Source organism: Amycolatopsis sp. NPDC051903 (genome assembly GCF_044452505.1).
Taxonomy (GTDB): Bacteria; Actinomycetota; Actinomycetes; order Mycobacteriales; family Pseudonocardiaceae; genus Amycolatopsis.
Map to the genome: position 1 here is coordinate 418355 of NZ_JBITBT010000004.1, position 13941 is coordinate 432295.

The following is a 13941-nucleotide window of genomic DNA, read 5'->3' on the forward strand; positions in this document are numbered from 1 at the left end:
CGTGCGAAGTGCCCCCGGCCCTCGGACCGGGGGTACTTCGCTACGCCGCGGGCAGCAGGTCCAGCACCTCGGACCACGGCCGGCGCGGGTCGAGGCGGTGCAGGCGCACGCCCGCCGACTCGAGGGTGTCGAGGTGCCGCCGCCAGGCCGGGTGGTGCACGCGGGTGTCCTGGATCTGGTAGGCCGCCACGATCGTGATTCCGGGGGCGCCCAGGACGTCGCCGAGCAGGGTCAGGGCCTGGTTGTCGGCGATGCCGAGCGCGAGCTTGGCCAGGGAGTTGGCCGACGCGGGCGCGAAGAGGAACACAGCCGGGTCCGGGTGCGGGCGGGGCTCACCGGGCAACCGCGAAACGCTGCGGACCGGCAGGTCCGTGGTGGCGCCGAGCTCGGCCAGCCCGCCCGTCGAGTCGAGCCAGCGGTGGGCGACGGGGGTCAGCGTGATCGCGAGCCGCCAGCCGCGCGCCGACGCCGGGCGGGCGAGCTCGGCGGTGAACCGGGTGTCCAGCCCGCCGCACGAGCTCGCGACCAGCCCGAGGTCCCTCACGGCTTGCGCAGGGTGGCGCAGAACATCGCGTCGGTGCCGTGGCGGTGCGGCCAGAGCTGCACGTACGGCCCGTCGCCGAGCTGCGGCACGCCCGGGAAGAACTCCCGCGCGTCGAGGACCTCCGTCTTGGTGCGGCGGGCGATCTCGCCGACCACACCCTCGGTCTCGGCCAGGTGCGGCGAGCACACGACGTACGTGACCACGCCGCCCGGCCGGACCAGGTCGAGCGCGGCCGTGAGCAGCTCGCCCTGCAGCTTCGTGAGGTCGGCGACGTCGCCGGGCTTGCGGCGCCAGCGCGCCTCCGGCCGGCGCCGCAGCGCGCCGAGGCCGCTGCAGGGCGCGTCGACGAGGATGCGGTCGAAGCCCGGTTCGAGGCCGGACTCGCGCCCGTCCGCGACGTGCACGGTCACCGGCAGCCCCGCCGTCGCCTTCTCCACGAGCCGGGCGCGATGCGGGGCCTTCTCGACGGCGTCGACGGTCGCCCCGCTGATCGCCGCGAGCGCGCCGAGCAGCGCGGCCTTGCCGCCCGGGCCGGCGCACAGGTCGAGCCAGCGTTCGTCGGAGCCTTCGAGCGGCACCTTCGTGGCGGCGATGGCGCACAGCTGGCTGCCCTCGTCCTGCACCGCGGCCAGCCGCTCGCGCACGGGTTCGGCGTCGGCCGGGTCACCGGCGCCGGCGGGCAGCCGCACGCCGTAGCGCGAGTACGGCGCGGGGTCACCGCCCGTGATCGCGGCCAGCTCGTCGGCGGAGATCTCGCCGGGGCGCGCGACCAGGTGCACCTCGGGGCGCGCGTCGTCGGCTTCGAGCGCGGCCTTCAGCTCGGCGCCCTTGTCCCCCAGCGCTTCCGCGAAGGAGCGCGCGATCCAGCGCGGGTGCGCGGTGCGCAGCGCGTACGCGCCGATCGGGTCCGCCGCCTCGTCGGGCGCGAGCTCGTCGAGCCACTGCGCTTCGTCCTTCTCGGACACCGCGCGCAGGATCGCGTTGGCGAAACCCGTGGCCCACGAACCGGCTTCGGCGCGCACGAGGTCCACAGTGGACCCGACGGCGGCGTGCTCCGGGATGCGCGTGCGCAGCAGCTGGTACACGCCGAGGCGCAGCGCGTCGAGCACGACCGGGTCCGTCTTCTCGACCGGGCGTTCGGCGCACGCGCCGATCACGGCGTCGAGCAGGCCCTGGGCGCGCGAGGCGCCGTACGTCAATTCGGTGGCCAGCGCGGCGTCGCGGCCGCCGAGGCGGCGTTCGCGAAGCAGCTGCGGCAGCACGAGGTTCGCGTACGCGTCCTTCTCCCGCACCGCGCGCAGCACGTCGAACGCGACCTGCCGGGCCGGGTCGACCTCCGGCGGACGGCGCGGTCCCTGCTTGCGCGGGGCCGGCCGGCCCCGCTGCGGCCGCGACGGCCGCCGTTCCCCACGCTCGTTCACCGCAGGCGCTCTCCCTCTTCGATCCGTGTGCCACGCGCCCAATCGGTGGCCGCCATCCGTTTCTTGCCCGGTGCCTGGACCTCGCCCAGCCGCACCGGTTTCGTCGCCGTGCCCACGAGCACGCGCTTGCGCTCCACCACGAGCTCGCCGGGCGCCGGGCCCGGCTCGTCGACGACCGTGACCGGGCCGAGCTTGAACCGCTCGCCGCGGAACTCCGCCCACGCGCCCGGGTCGGGCGTCACCGCGCGGATCAGCCGGTCGACGGCCGTGGCCGGGTCCGCGAACGACACCCGCGCGTCGTCCACCGTCACCTTCGGCGCGTACGTCACCCCGTCGGCGGCCTGCTCGACCGCCTGCAGCGTGCCGGCTTCGATGCCGTCCATCGTGGACAGCAGCAGCTGCGCGCCCGATTCGGCGAGCCGGCCGAGCAGCGCGCCGGAGGTGTCGGCCGGCCCGACCTTCTCCGTCACGACGCCGAACACCGGCCCCGCGTCGAGCTCCTTGACGATGCGGAACGTGCTGGCGCCGGTGATCTCGTCGCCGGCGCGCACCGACGCCTGCACCGGCGCGGCGCCGCGCCACGCGGGCAGCAGCGAGAAGTGCAGGTTCACCCAGCCGTGGGCCGGGATGTCGAGCGCGCGCTGCGGCAGCAGCGCCCCGTACGCGACGACGGGGCACGCGTCGGGCGCCAGCTCGGTGAGCCGCGCCAGGAACTCGGGATCTCCCGCGCGGGCCGGCGTCAGCACCTCGATGCCGTGCTCGTCGGCGAGCGCCCCGACGGGCGAGCGCACGACGCGGCGGCCGCGCCCGGCCTGGGCGTCGGGCCGCGTGACCACCGCGACGACCTCGTGGCGCCCGGACTCCAGCAGGGCGCGCAGCGACGGCACGGCGGGTTCGGGGGTGCCGGCGAAGACGAGCCGCATCACCGCACCTCCGGCTCGGGAAAGGGGGATTCAACCTGGTCGGACATCGGGTCGAGTCTAGAAGACCCGCGCGTCGCCCCGGCGGTGGTGCCAGGATCGACGCATGACCACGCTCAAGCAGACCCTCCACGACGACCTCACCACCGCGATCAAGGCGCGCGACCAGCTCCGCTCCGCGACGCTGCGCCTGACGCTCTCGGCCATCGGCTACGAGGAAACCGCGGGCGACACCCACCGCGAGCTGTCGGACGACGAGGTCCAGAAGATCATCACGCGCGAGGTGAAAAAACGCCGCGACGCCGCCGAGGCCTTCGCCAACGCCGGCCGCGCCGAATCCGCCGACCGCGAACGCGCCGAGGCCGAAGTGCTCACGGCGTACCTGCCGGCGCAGCTCTCCGACGACGAGCTGACCTCCCTCGTGACATCCGCGGTGGCGGAAACGGGTGCGTCGGGCATGGCCGGGATGGGCGCGGTGATGAAGGCGGTGCAGCCGAAGATCGCCGGCCGCGCCGAGGGCTCCCGCGTCGCCGCCGAAGTGAAGCGGCAGCTGGCCGGCTGAGCCTTCCGGCCCGAGGGGTCAAGGCCGCCTCGCGGGTTTGGCATCGGGCCGGTTCTGCCGCCGGAATGAGAAGGCCCGGTGCCCGCCGTCCGCGGGACCGGGTTCCCGGACGCCCGGGAATCGTTGTGGTACGCGGTTACCGCAGCACGACCAAGGCCAGTGTCGCTATTCCGCCGAGGCAAGCGGCAACTGGCCAGCTGAGCCGACCGGTCACAGTTTTGCGACCCGAAGACGGTCATCGCTGCCCCGGGGGCGCGCACCGCGGCTGGCCGGTTCTGCCGCCGGAACGAGAAGGTCCAGTGCCCGCCGTCCGCGGACCGGGTTCCGGGCGTCCGAGAATCGTTGTGGTTCGGGAAGGTCAAGCGGTTACCGCAGCGCGACCAACGCCAGAGTCACCAATCCGCCGAAGCGCAGCCACAGGTGACCGGCTGAGCCGACCTGCCACCGCTCGACGGTCCGAACGGGCCTCGCTGCCTCGCAGGGTTGGGCATAGGGCCCGTTCTGCCCCCGGAACGAGAAGGCCCGGTGCCCGCCGTCCGCGGACCGGGTTCCCGGACGCCCGGGAATCGTTGTGGTTCGGGAAGGTCAAGCGGTTACCGCAGCACAACCAACGCCAGCGTCACCAAACCGCCGAAGCGAAGCCACAGACGACTGGCTGAGCCGACCTGCCACCACTTGACGGTCCGAACGGGCCTCGCTGCCTCGCAGGGTTGGGCATAGGGCCCGTTCTGCCCCCGGAACGAGAAAACCCGGTCCCCGCCGTCCGCGGACCGGGTTCCCGGACGCCCGGGAATCGTTGTGGTACGGGAAGGTCAAGCGGTTACCGCAGCACGACCAAGGCCAGCGTCGCCAAACCGCCGAGGCCGCCGACCGCCATCACGACGCCGGCGAGTGAGGCTGCCGCCGCGGTGATTTTCAGGACCCGTCCGACGAGCCGCCGCGCGATTCGGACCACCGCGGCGAACGCGACGAGGACGAGGACCAGCACGACCGCCGACGTGCCCGCGCCGTTTTCGACGGCAGCCGCCGCGGCGTTCACCGTTCGCCCCGTCCGGCGAAAACCCGTTCCGGCGAAGGGTTTTCGCGCGCGACCGCGCGCCACGCCTCGACCTCGCGGCGGATTTCGAGTGCGCGCCGGCGCTCCGAACCCAGCCGCCACGCCCAGCGCCAGCCGACGCCGAGCGAGATCGCCGAGCCGAGCACGAGCACCAGAACCGCTTGCCCGGCAAGGCCGTTCAGCGGCACGAGCCGCAAGACCACGAGCAGCGCCCACAGTTGCAGCACGGTGAACGGGATCACCAGCGCCGCCGCGTAGACGCCACGACGCCAGCGGATCGGTTGCGGTGCGGGAAGAAACGGGTCCATGACTGCCTCCCTCGTGAATGTCTGCTTCCAGGATTCCCCCGTGGCACAGGGAAATCTGTGTCAGCAGACACGTTCGAGGAGATCAGCGGGCGAGCCGGCGCAGTTCCGCGAACCGGTGGATCACGACCTGGCCGCGCGCGGTGCTCAGCACTCCGCGGGTGCGCAGTTCCCGCGTCACCCGCGCCCACGATTCCCGCGAAACCGCCGCGCTGGCCGCGAGTTCGGCCTGCGTTCCGGGGATCGCGATCACGAGGTCGTCGCCCCGGCGCACTCCGTGCTGCACGGCCAGCTGCATCAGCTGCGCCGCGACGCGCCGGGTGATCGTGCCCGCGCCGAGGTCGAGCCGCTGCCGCCCGATGTCCCGCAGCCGGGCGGCCAGGACCAGCAACAACGCCCACGAGATCGCCGAGTCGCGCCGGCACAGCGCGGCGAACCGCGCGGCGGGCACGACGAGCGCGTCGAGGTCGTCCAGCGCCGCCACGGTCGCCGACCGCGGGCCGCCGTCGATCGCGCCGAGCTCGCCGACGACGTCGCCCGCACCGCGGACGGCGATCAGGACTTCGCGCCCGTCGGACGTCGCGCCGGTGATCCGGACGTGCCCGGAGAGCAGGAGCACCACCACCGCGGCGCGGTCACCCTCGCGGCACACCACGTCGCCCCGGCGGTAGCGCCGGCGGACCGCCAGTTCCGCCACCTTGCCGCGTTCGGCCTCGCCCAGGGCCGGCCAGAATCCGGTCGTCTCCACGCGTCACCTCCCGGGCTCGTCAGGCGGTCAGCCCCGTTCTGGAGCTACCGGCCCCGGCGGTCCAGTCGTCGGTGCGGAGCCAGCCCCGCATCCGCTTCTTGCCGACGCGCACGTGGAAGGCCTGGGCGAACGCGGCGGGGTCGATCCCGGCGTAGTCGTGGCGGATCACCGACCAGTGGATGGCCTCGGACACCGCCAGCGCGACCGGCCCGGCGGCGCCCCGCAGCCGGCGGCGCAGCTCGGAGGCGTCGAGCAGCCGGCAGGCGAGGTCGACGTCCTCGCCGTAGGGGCCGTGCAAGTCGTAGTGCACCTCGCCGGCGTGGAGCGCCACCCGGAGCTGGAAGGCCGAGTCCGGTCTGTCTGCGTTGTGCCGCGAGAGCAACTCGGCGAGCGCCGGCACCACGTCGGCGAGCAGCACCGTCTTCGGCGCCTCGTCGACCGGCCGGACCAGGCACAACGCCCCGTCGCCGCGATCGACGAACGGGTCCCGGAACTCCTCCGCGATCCCCCCGGCGCGGAACGCCTCGTCGAGCAGGTCGAACAGAATCTCGCGCAGCTGGGCCCGAGCGGGGTTGGTGCGCGTCGTCGACCCTTCGATGTCGACCACCACGATCGCTCGATGCAGTGGTACGTGCAGAACTGCGGTGTCCATGGCCGCCCCCCTATTCAGGTGGCTACTAAAATCTAGTAAACTTCACCAAGCGAACTATGAACTATAAGGGTTGACCACGGACTGATCAATGGTGTCGCGCACATGGACTGCCAGGAACAGACCGGGAAACGAACACACTGCGGCGGCGGTGCGAAGTGTGCTGCATACCGGGCTGGCTACCCCGGCACGTCCGAAGTACAGTACCCGATCGGCAGCTTGACCAAACTTCACTGAAGGAACTGAAGTCATGTCGCAACCCAGCCCGGCCCTCGCCGGACGTCTCCGGGCCCTCCGCAAGGAGAGCTGGCCGGGAGTGCTCATCACTCAGCGCCAACTGGCGGATGCGTTCGGGGTGAGCACCGGGCTGCTGTCGGCGTGGGAGAACACCAGCAAGCCGGTGAGCCCACCCCCGTTCCGGCTCGACGCGTACGCCACGTTCTTCGCCACCCGCCGGTCGGTCGAGGAGCACGAATTCCGAGTCCTGCCGGCCGACCAGCTCACCGACGAGGAGCAGCGCCGGCGCCGGGACCTGCTCGCGGAGCTGACCGACCTGCGCGGAGGCACCTCCGAGGCCACGGACACGGCCGAGTTCGCGCCGGGCAACCTGTGGCGGTTCCCGCCGAACGAGGACGTCGTGATCATCGGCTCGGAGCTGCCGGAAGACATGCGGATCGAGTACGCCGACCCGGCTAGTCCTGACTACGCCCGTCTGTTCGCGTACGCCGACCCGGACGCGCTGATCGAGCTGTACGGCCACATCCGGGCGTGCAACCCCTCGACCAACGTCGCCTTCCGCACGGCGAACCCCCGAGCTCCCCTGCGACCCAAGGAGTACACCGCACACCTCGTACTGCTCGGCGGCGTCGACTGGAACCCGCAGACCCGCGACATGATGCACCGGATCGACGCCCCGGTCCGCCAGATCGGCCGCGGCAAGCCGGGCGAGGACGAACTGGGCGGGTTCGAGGTAACCCACGCGGACGGCACGACCGAACGATTCGACACGCGCGTGTCACCCGAGGGCACCCTCATCGAGGACATCGCGCTCTTCTACCACGGGGTCAACCCGCTCAACCGCAGACGCACCGTCACCGTGTGCAACGGGATGTATGGCCGAGGAACCCTCGGAGCCGTGCGAGCGCTGACCGACCCGCGGTTCCGCGATCGCAACCAGGCCTACTTGGACGCGCGATTCGCCTCCACGGCGTCCTTCAGCATCATCTGCCGGGTGCCGATCTTCAACAACCAAGGGCTCACGCCCGATTGGACCCTGGCCGACCACCGGCTTCACGAGTGGCCCGAAACGAGCTGAGCATGACCGCTGCCGTCAGCGCAACGCCGCCGAACCACACCGTCCACCGGCGTCTGCTGGTCGAAGTCGGCACCGGTGCCACCTCGGAAGCCGGGCTGGACGCGATCGTCGTGCCCAACGGCCGGGCCGGCCACACCCTGGAGCACACCTGGGCCGTCGCACGCGAGATCGGCGCGCCGGTGCTGCTGCTCTGCAGCCACGACGCGAACGCCGCCCAGGCTGTGCTGGCTGCGAAGAAGGCCGGAGCGCGGGCCTTCGCGATCGACGCCGATCAGGTTCCCGACGACGTCTTGCCCCGCTTCGCCACGACCCGCCTGCTGCGCCACCACGGGCTCCTGGGCGGTGCCAACACGAGCGTCAAGCGCAACCTGGGCCTGCTCGTCGCCGGCCTCGCCGGCTGGCAGCGCGTGCTGTTCCTGGACGACGACATCACGCTGCTCCGCCCGGCTGATCTGCGCGAGGCCGCAGGCCTGCTGGGCCGGTACGCGGCGGTCGGCCTGCCGAACACCGGGATGCCCGACAACTCCGTGGTGTGCCACGCGTACCGCGAGTCCGGCGGGCCGCAGGACACCTTCGTCGGTGGCGGGGCCCTGGTCGTGGGCCACCACTGCTTCGACTCGTTCTTCCCGGACGTCTACAACGAGGACTGGTTCTTCCTGCTCGACGACACGGGGTTGCGCCCCACCGCGCTCACCGGGAGTGCGTACCAGGCGGTCTACAACCCGTACGACCTGGTCCGGGCCGAGTCCGAGGAGCTGGGCGACACGCTCGCCGAAGGTGTTTATTTCCTGCTCGGCCAAGGCCTGCGTCCCGCGGACGCGACGGAGACCTACTGGCAGATGTTCTTGGAGAGCCGCCGGGCGTTCATCCGCACCGCGCTGCGCCAGGTGCGGGCAGCGGTCGGCCTCGATCCCGGCAAGCGCGGCGCCATGATCGAAGCGTTGCGCTGTGCCTTGCGCCGCAACGAAGAGCGGCTGACGCCCGAGCTGTGTGCGGCGTTCGTGCGAGCCTGGCACGAAGACCGGGCGACGTGGGGCGCGCACCTGGCCAACCTGCACGAACGCCACGAGGGCGGCGGTGTGGAGGGAGCGTTCGGCACCCTCGGCATCGCCGAGCTGGTGCTGCGGAGCTGACTGCGAGGTCCTTCACCCGCACCTCGCGCGGTTCGGTCGTCCGGAACGGATTCCTCGGCGTGGCATACGACCGCGCCGTAGTCATCGAGGTGTAAACCAAACGGGTCGGTGTCCGGGCCACGCTCCTGAGCCGGGCCGTCCGGCAGCGGGATCCGCGCGTTCCGGGAGCTAGATCAGGTCCAGGGGATCGAGCTGGATCCGCACCGGTTCGACCGCCTTGCGGGCGTCGCGGCGGGCGGCGGTGTCGTGGAGGAGCGTAGCCAGGGTTTTGCCCTCCGGGCGGGCGACGCGGACCAGGGCGCGTTCGCGGGCGGCGTTGCCGTCCTGGTCGAGTTCGCCGAGGGGGACCGGGCCGAGGATCTCGCCGGTGCCGGGCAGGGGCAGGTCGTCGAGGACGGAGGCGACGGCGTCGGGTGAGCCCTCGACGCTCGCCATCCGCATGGCGGGCGGGAAGCCGAGCTCCCGTCGCTGGGCGAGCTCCAGCCCGGCGTGCCAGGCGGGGTCCCAGCGGACCAGCGCCTGCACCACGGACAGCCCCGCCTCGGCGCCGACCACGATCCGGCCGCCCGAAGCGGCCGGGCGCACGAGGGCGCCGGCGGCCATCCAGCGGCGCAGCGTCTCCTCGGCGGCGCGCAGGTCCTGCCGGCCGAGCAACGCCCAGCCGTCGAGCAGCAGCGCGGCGCCGTAGCCGCCTTCGGCGACGGGTTCGGCGCCGGGGGTGCAGACCACCAGCGCGGGCCGTCCGGGGACGCTCGCCAGCACCTCGGCCGCGCCCGACGTGCGGACGGGAACGCCGGGGAAGGCCCGGCCCAGCTCCTCGGCGGTGCGTTTCGCGCCCACGATCACCGCGCGCAGCCGCACCGAACCGCAAGCCGGGCAGCGGAACGCGGTCTCGGGCACGCCGCACCAGCGGCACGCGGGCGGCCTCGGCGCGCCGTCGACGGAACCACCCGGCAGCGCCAGCGGACCGGCGCAGCGCCGGCAGTGCGCGGGCGTCCGGCAGTTGCCGCACGCCAGGCCCGGCACGTACCCGCGCCGCGGCACCTGCACCAGCGCCGGCAGCCCGGCCGCGAACGCCTGGCGCGCCGCCTCGAACGCGACCGCGGGCAGCCGGGCGATGCGCGCGGCCTCGTCGCGGGCCACGTCGAAGTCCTCCCCCACCGGCGTCACGCGCGGGGCCGCCGCGCGCAGCCCGGTGCGGTCGGCCGCCACCGCCTGAGCCCAGCCCGATTCGACGAGCAGCTGCGCCTCCGCCGTCCGCGCGAACCCACCGACCAGCAGCGACGACTTCGTGGCGTGCGCGCGGTCCATGAGCACGTCGCGTACGTGCGGGTAGGGCGCGTGCGGGTCGAGGTGCAGGTCGTCGCCGTCGTCCCACACCACGAACAGGCCCGGGTCGGTCACCGGGGCGAACATCGCCGCCCGCGTGCCGACCACGACGCGGACGCCGCCGCGCAGCACGGCGAGCCAGCGCCGGTACCGCTCCGCCGGGCCGAGCCCCGCGATCAACGCGACCACCGCGTCCTCACCCAGCAACGCGACACACGCCTCGTGCACCCGCGTGAGGTCCCGGTGGTCCGGCACCACGAGCACGGCGCCGCGCCCGCACGCGGCCGCCACCGCCGCGGCCTCCGCGAGCCGCCGCGGCCAGTCCTCGCCCGGCAGCGCCTGCCACACGGCGTTGGCGGGTTTGCCGTCGGCCACGGCGTCGAGGAACGCCGGGCCCCGCTGGTACCGCGCCCACGCGGACACGTCCGGCACTTCCGGCGCCGGCGCCGGCTCGCGGGCCGGCTCGCCCTCCGCCTTCGCGTGCCGCGGCGGCAACGCGAGCCGCAGCACGTCGGACAGCGTGCCGCCGTACCGGTCGGCCACGGACCGGCACAGCGCGTGCAGCGACGGCGGCAGCACCGGTTCGCTCGACGTCACGCGCTCCAGGTACGCGAGCTTCCGCTCGTACTCCGTGGTGTCCGTGCGCTCCACGAGGTACCCGTCCACGAGCTGCCCCGCGAACCGCACGCGCACGCGGCAGCCCGGCACCGCGGCCTCGTGCAGCTTCTCGGGCACCTGGTAGTCGAACGTGCGGTCCAGGTGCGCCAGCGGGATGTCCACCACGACCTTCGCCACGGGCAGCTCGGGCGCCGGCTGCTGCTGGCCCTTGCGCGGCGCGGCCTTCTTCTTCGCAGCACCGGACGAAGCGCGCGGCGAAGCGGCCTTCGGCTCCGAGGCGGAGCGCGAAGGCTCCGGCAGGTCCCACAGCGGGGCGGGTTCGGAGCTGCTCACCCCGAGATCTCTACCAGACGCCCCCGACGGTCCCGCCGCCAGAACACGCACCGCGACACAACCGAGGCCCCCGCCCCGGTGCGGAACACCGGAACGGGGGCCTCGGGGAACGTGCTGTGCCGTTCATGACCCATCCGACCACAGTCACGGCCCACTGCCTTGCGTCGCAACGTAACCGTCTTGCTCGGGTTCGGCCTGCTGCTGGTCGGATTGGTGATCAGGCGCCCGCGAGCGAACGCAGGGCCTCGGCGCGCGCGGTGCTCTCCCACGGCAGGTCGAGGTCCGTGCGGCCGAAGTGGCCGTACGCGGCGGTCGGGGCGTAGATCGGGCGCAGCAGGTCGAGGTCGCGGATGATCGCGGCCGGCCGCAGGTCGAAGACCTCGCTGATCGCGTCCTGGATCTTCGTCGGGTCCACGGTCTCGGTGCCGAACGTCTCCACGAACAGGCCTACCGGCGCGGCCTTGCCGATCGCGTAGGCCACCTGGACCTCCACGCGCCCGGCCAGCCCGGCGGCGACCACGTTCTTGGCCACCCAGCGCATCGCGTACGCCGCGGAACGGTCCACCTTGGACGGATCCTTGCCCGAGAACGCGCCACCGCCGTGGCGGGCCATGCCGCCGTAGGTGTCGACGATGATCTTGCGGCCGGTCAGCCCCGCGTCGCCCATCGGGCCGCCGATGACGAAGCGGCCGGTCGGGTTCACGAGCAGGCGCGTGCCGGACGTGTCGAGGCCCAGCTCCGCGAGCTCCGGCTCCACCACGTGCTGCTTCACGTCGACACCGAGCATCTGCTCGAGGTCGATGCCGTCGGCGTGCTGCGTGGAGACGACCACGGTGTCGAGGCGCACGGGCTGCTCACCGGCGTACTCGATGGTGACCTGGGTCTTGCCGTCCGGGCGCAGGTACGGCAGCACGCCGTCCTTGCGGACGCCGGTGAGGCGGCGCGAGAGGCGGTGCGCGAGCGCGATCGGCAGCGGCATCAGCTCGGGCGTGTCCGAGCACGCGTAACCGAACATCAGGCCCTGGTCGCCGGCGCCCTGTCGGTTGATCTCGTCCTCGTCGCTCTCCACCCGCGACTCGTACGCGGTGTCGACACCCTGTGCGATGTCGGGCGACTGCGAGCCGATCGCCACGTTGACGCCGCACGAGTTGCCGTCGAAGCCCTTGGCGGAGGAGTCGTAGCCGATCCGCAGGATCACGTCCCGGACGATGGTCGGGATGTCGGCGTAGGCCTCGGTGGTCACCTCGCCGGCCACGTGCACCTGGCCCGTGGTGATGAGCGTCTCCACGGCGACCCGGCTGCGCGGGTCCTTGGTGAGCAGGCCGTCGAGGATCGAGTCGCTGATGGCGTCACAGATCTTGTCGGGATGGCCCTCGGTCACCGATTCCGACGTGAACAGCCTTTTGGTGGACGCAGTCACGACCTCGTCACTTCCCTCGATTCGGCTCGGTACCCAGCGAAACTTAGGTACCCCTTACAAGGCCCCACATTACCCAGAAGGCCTAGTGCTGGAGTCGACGTACCCGCAAGTCTGTTACAGCGTCCCACACTGTGGCCGCCAGCCTGGCCTTCGCGCCGAGCGGGATCGCCTGTTCGGTTCCGTCGGCCGCGAGCAGCCACCCGGAGTTGTCCTCGGTGCCGAACGCCTTGCCTTCGCCGACGGCGTTGACCACCAGCAGGTCGGCGCCCTTGCGGCGCAGCTTCGTGCGGGCGTGGTCGAGCACGCTGCCGTGCTCGTCGCCCGTCTCGGCCGCGAACCCGACCACGGTCTGGCCCTCGCGCCGGCCCGCGACGAGCTCGGCGAGGATGTCGGCGTTGCGGTCGAGGGTGATCACGGGGTCGGGCGAATCGTCGGACTTCTTGATCTTGTGCTCGGCGCGCGTGGCGGGCCGGAAGTCGGCGACGGCCGCGGCCATCACCACGACGTCGGCGTCCGCGGCGGCCGCGTGCACGGCCTTGCGCAGCTCCTCCGCGCTCGACACGCGTTCGACCACGGCGCCCGCGGGCTGCGGGAGCTCGACGGTGTGGGCCGCGATCAACGTCACGTCGGCACCGCGCTGGGCGGCCACGCGGGCGAGCGCGAAGCCCTGCTTGCCCGACGAACGGTTGCCCAGGTACCGAACGGGGTCCAGCGGTTCGCGCGTGCCGCCGGCGGAGACGACCACCCGCAGGCCCTCGAGGTCACGCGGCAGCGCGTGCGGCTCGTCGAGCAGCAGCCGGGCGAGGTCGACGATCTCGGCCGGGTCGGCCAGCCGGCCCTTGCCGGTGTCGACGCCGGTGAGCCGCCCCGCCGCGGGTTCGGTCACGACCACGCCGCGCGAGCGCAGCAGCGCGACGTTGTCCTGGGTGGCCGGGTGCTCCCACATCTCCGTGTGCATCGCCGGGAAGAAGGCGATCGGGCACCGGGCGGTGAGCAAGGTGTTCGTGAGGAGGTCGTCGGCGATGCCGTGCGCGGCCTTGGCCAGCAGGTTCGCGGTCGCCGGGACGACCAGCACGAGGTCGGCTTCCTTGCCGACCCGCACGTGCTGCACCTCGGGCACCTCGGTGAACACCCCGGTGTGCACCGGGTGTCCCGACAGGGCCTCGAAGGTGGCCGCGCCGATGAAGTTCAGCGCGGCTTCGGTGGGCACCACGCGCACGTCGTGCCCGGACTCCGTGAGACCCCGCAGGACCTCACAGGCCTTGTAGGCGGCGATGCCGCCGCCCACGCCCAGGACGATCCTGGGCTTGCGGTCATTCACCCTCGGTGTGCTCGAGCAGGCCACCGTGGATCTCGCGCAGCGCGATCGACAGCGGCTTCTCCCGCGGACCGGGCTCGACGAGCGGGCCCACGTACTCGAGCAGGCCTTCGCCCAGCTGGGCGTAGTAGTCGTTGATCTGGCGAGCCCGCTTGGCCGAGTAGATCACCAGCGCGTACTTCGAGGAGACCTTCTCGAGCAGGTCGTCGATCGGCGGGTTGGTGATGCCTTCGAGCTCTTCCAGCGTCGCCTGTTGAACAGCCACTCGT

At 72.7% G+C, this 13941-nt stretch carries 14 protein-coding genes; 3 read left to right on the forward strand and 11 right to left on the reverse strand.

The annotated features are described in order from the left end of the window. Positions 1–40: 40 nt before the first annotated feature. The 3 genes from ACIA77_RS12910 to fmt are packed head-to-tail and all read right to left on the reverse strand — an operon-like array spanning position 41 to position 2888. The gene (locus ACIA77_RS12910; RefSeq protein ID WP_395886015.1) at positions 41–544 is read right to left on the reverse strand and encodes a flavoprotein; all 504 of its coding nucleotides are present in this window, start codon (positions 542–544) and stop codon (positions 41–43) included. Then, a complete protein-coding gene (locus ACIA77_RS12915; RefSeq protein ID WP_395886016.1) occupies positions 541–1965 on the reverse strand; it encodes an RsmB/NOP family class I SAM-dependent RNA methyltransferase in 1425 nt (474 codons plus the stop codon). Before ACIA77_RS12915 ends, ACIA77_RS12910 begins: the two co-directional genes overlap by 4 nt. Then, positions 1962–2888 carry a methionyl-tRNA formyltransferase gene (gene fmt, locus ACIA77_RS12920; RefSeq protein WP_395886017.1) on the reverse strand — a complete coding sequence of 309 codons (927 nt, stop codon included), beginning with the start codon at positions 2886–2888 and terminating at the stop codon, positions 1962–1964. Before fmt ends, ACIA77_RS12915 begins: the two co-directional genes overlap by 4 nt. 103 nt (positions 2889–2991) lie before the next feature. Here fmt and ACIA77_RS12925 point away from each other — a divergent pair, with 103 nt between their 5' ends. Beyond that, positions 2992–3447: a GatB/YqeY domain-containing protein gene (locus ACIA77_RS12925; RefSeq protein WP_395886018.1), complete on the forward strand. Its 456-nt coding sequence runs from the start codon at positions 2992–2994 to the stop codon at positions 3445–3447. Positions 3448–4267: 820 nt separating this feature from the next. Here the strand turns inward: ACIA77_RS12925 and ACIA77_RS12930 are convergent. The 4 genes from ACIA77_RS12930 to ACIA77_RS12945 form a co-directional block, all read right to left on the reverse strand. After that, entirely contained in the window at positions 4268–4486 is a 219-nt protein-coding gene (locus ACIA77_RS12930) for a hypothetical protein (RefSeq protein ID WP_395886019.1), read from the reverse strand. Further along, positions 4483–4812 (reverse strand): hypothetical protein, encoded by a 330-nt coding sequence (locus ACIA77_RS12935; RefSeq protein ID WP_395886020.1) that lies wholly within the window; start codon positions 4810–4812, stop codon positions 4483–4485. The genes ACIA77_RS12930 and ACIA77_RS12935 overlap by 4 nt, the downstream gene beginning before the upstream one ends. An 82-nt stretch (positions 4813–4894) precedes the next feature. Next, positions 4895–5557: a Crp/Fnr family transcriptional regulator gene (locus ACIA77_RS12940; RefSeq protein WP_395886021.1), complete on the reverse strand. Its 663-nt coding sequence runs from the start codon at positions 5555–5557 to the stop codon at positions 4895–4897. A 19-nt stretch (positions 5558–5576) separates the two neighbouring features. Then, the gene (locus ACIA77_RS12945; RefSeq protein ID WP_395886022.1) at positions 5577–6209 is read right to left on the reverse strand and encodes a hypothetical protein; all 633 of its coding nucleotides are present in this window, start codon (positions 6207–6209) and stop codon (positions 5577–5579) included. Positions 6210–6456: 247 nt separating this feature from the next. Between ACIA77_RS12945 and ACIA77_RS12950 the strand changes: the two genes are divergently transcribed. Both ACIA77_RS12950 and ACIA77_RS12955 read left to right on the forward strand, forming a co-directional pair. Then, entirely contained in the window at positions 6457–7521 is a 1065-nt protein-coding gene (locus ACIA77_RS12950; RefSeq protein WP_395886023.1) for a helix-turn-helix domain-containing protein, read from the forward strand. Positions 7522–7523: 2 nt separating this feature from the next. Next, entirely contained in the window at positions 7524–8654 is a 1131-nt protein-coding gene (locus ACIA77_RS12955; protein WP_395886024.1) for a hypothetical protein, read from the forward strand. A gap of 168 nt (positions 8655–8822) precedes the next feature. On the opposite strand, the gene ACIA77_RS12960 is transcribed toward ACIA77_RS12955, so the two are convergent. The 4 genes from ACIA77_RS12960 to rpoZ all read right to left on the reverse strand — a co-directional run bounded on the left by ACIA77_RS12960 (position 8823) and on the right by rpoZ (position 13937). Continuing rightward, entirely contained in the window at positions 8823–10934 is a 2112-nt protein-coding gene (locus ACIA77_RS12960; RefSeq protein WP_395886025.1) for a primosomal protein N', read from the reverse strand. 217 nt (positions 10935–11151) lie between these two features. Then, entirely contained in the window at positions 11152–12354 is a 1203-nt protein-coding gene (gene metK, locus ACIA77_RS12965) for a methionine adenosyltransferase (protein ID WP_395886026.1), read from the reverse strand. Between the two features lie 82 nt (positions 12355–12436). Continuing rightward, positions 12437–13675 carry a bifunctional phosphopantothenoylcysteine decarboxylase/phosphopantothenate--cysteine ligase CoaBC gene (gene coaBC, locus ACIA77_RS12970; protein WP_395886027.1) on the reverse strand — a complete coding sequence of 413 codons (1239 nt, stop codon included), beginning with the start codon at positions 13673–13675 and terminating at the stop codon, positions 12437–12439. Further along, positions 13668–13937, reverse strand: coding sequence for a DNA-directed RNA polymerase subunit omega (gene rpoZ, locus ACIA77_RS12975; protein ID WP_098509382.1), 270 nt, complete (start codon positions 13935–13937; stop codon positions 13668–13670). The genes coaBC and rpoZ overlap by 8 nt, the downstream gene beginning before the upstream one ends. Positions 13938–13941: the final 4 nt, after the last annotated feature.

Excerpts from the sequence above, each read along its gene's own strand:
- fmt (WP_395886017.1), bottom strand. The coding sequence starts at position 2,888 with ATGCGGCTCGTCTTCGCCGGCACCCCCGAACCCGCCGTGCCGTCGCTG.
- ACIA77_RS12925 (WP_395886018.1), top strand. The coding sequence starts at position 2,992 with ATGACCACGCTCAAGCAGACCCTCCACGACGACCTCACCACCGCGATC.
- ACIA77_RS12935 (WP_395886020.1), bottom strand. The coding sequence starts at position 4,812 with ATGGACCCGTTTCTTCCCGCACCGCAACCGATCCGCTGGCGTCGTGGC.
- ACIA77_RS12945 (WP_395886022.1), bottom strand. The coding sequence starts at position 6,209 with ATGGACACCGCAGTTCTGCACGTACCACTGCATCGAGCGATCGTGGTG.
- ACIA77_RS12950 (WP_395886023.1), top strand. The coding sequence starts at position 6,457 with ATGTCGCAACCCAGCCCGGCCCTCGCCGGACGTCTCCGGGCCCTCCGC.
- ACIA77_RS12955 (WP_395886024.1), top strand. The coding sequence starts at position 7,524 with ATGACCGCTGCCGTCAGCGCAACGCCGCCGAACCACACCGTCCACCGG.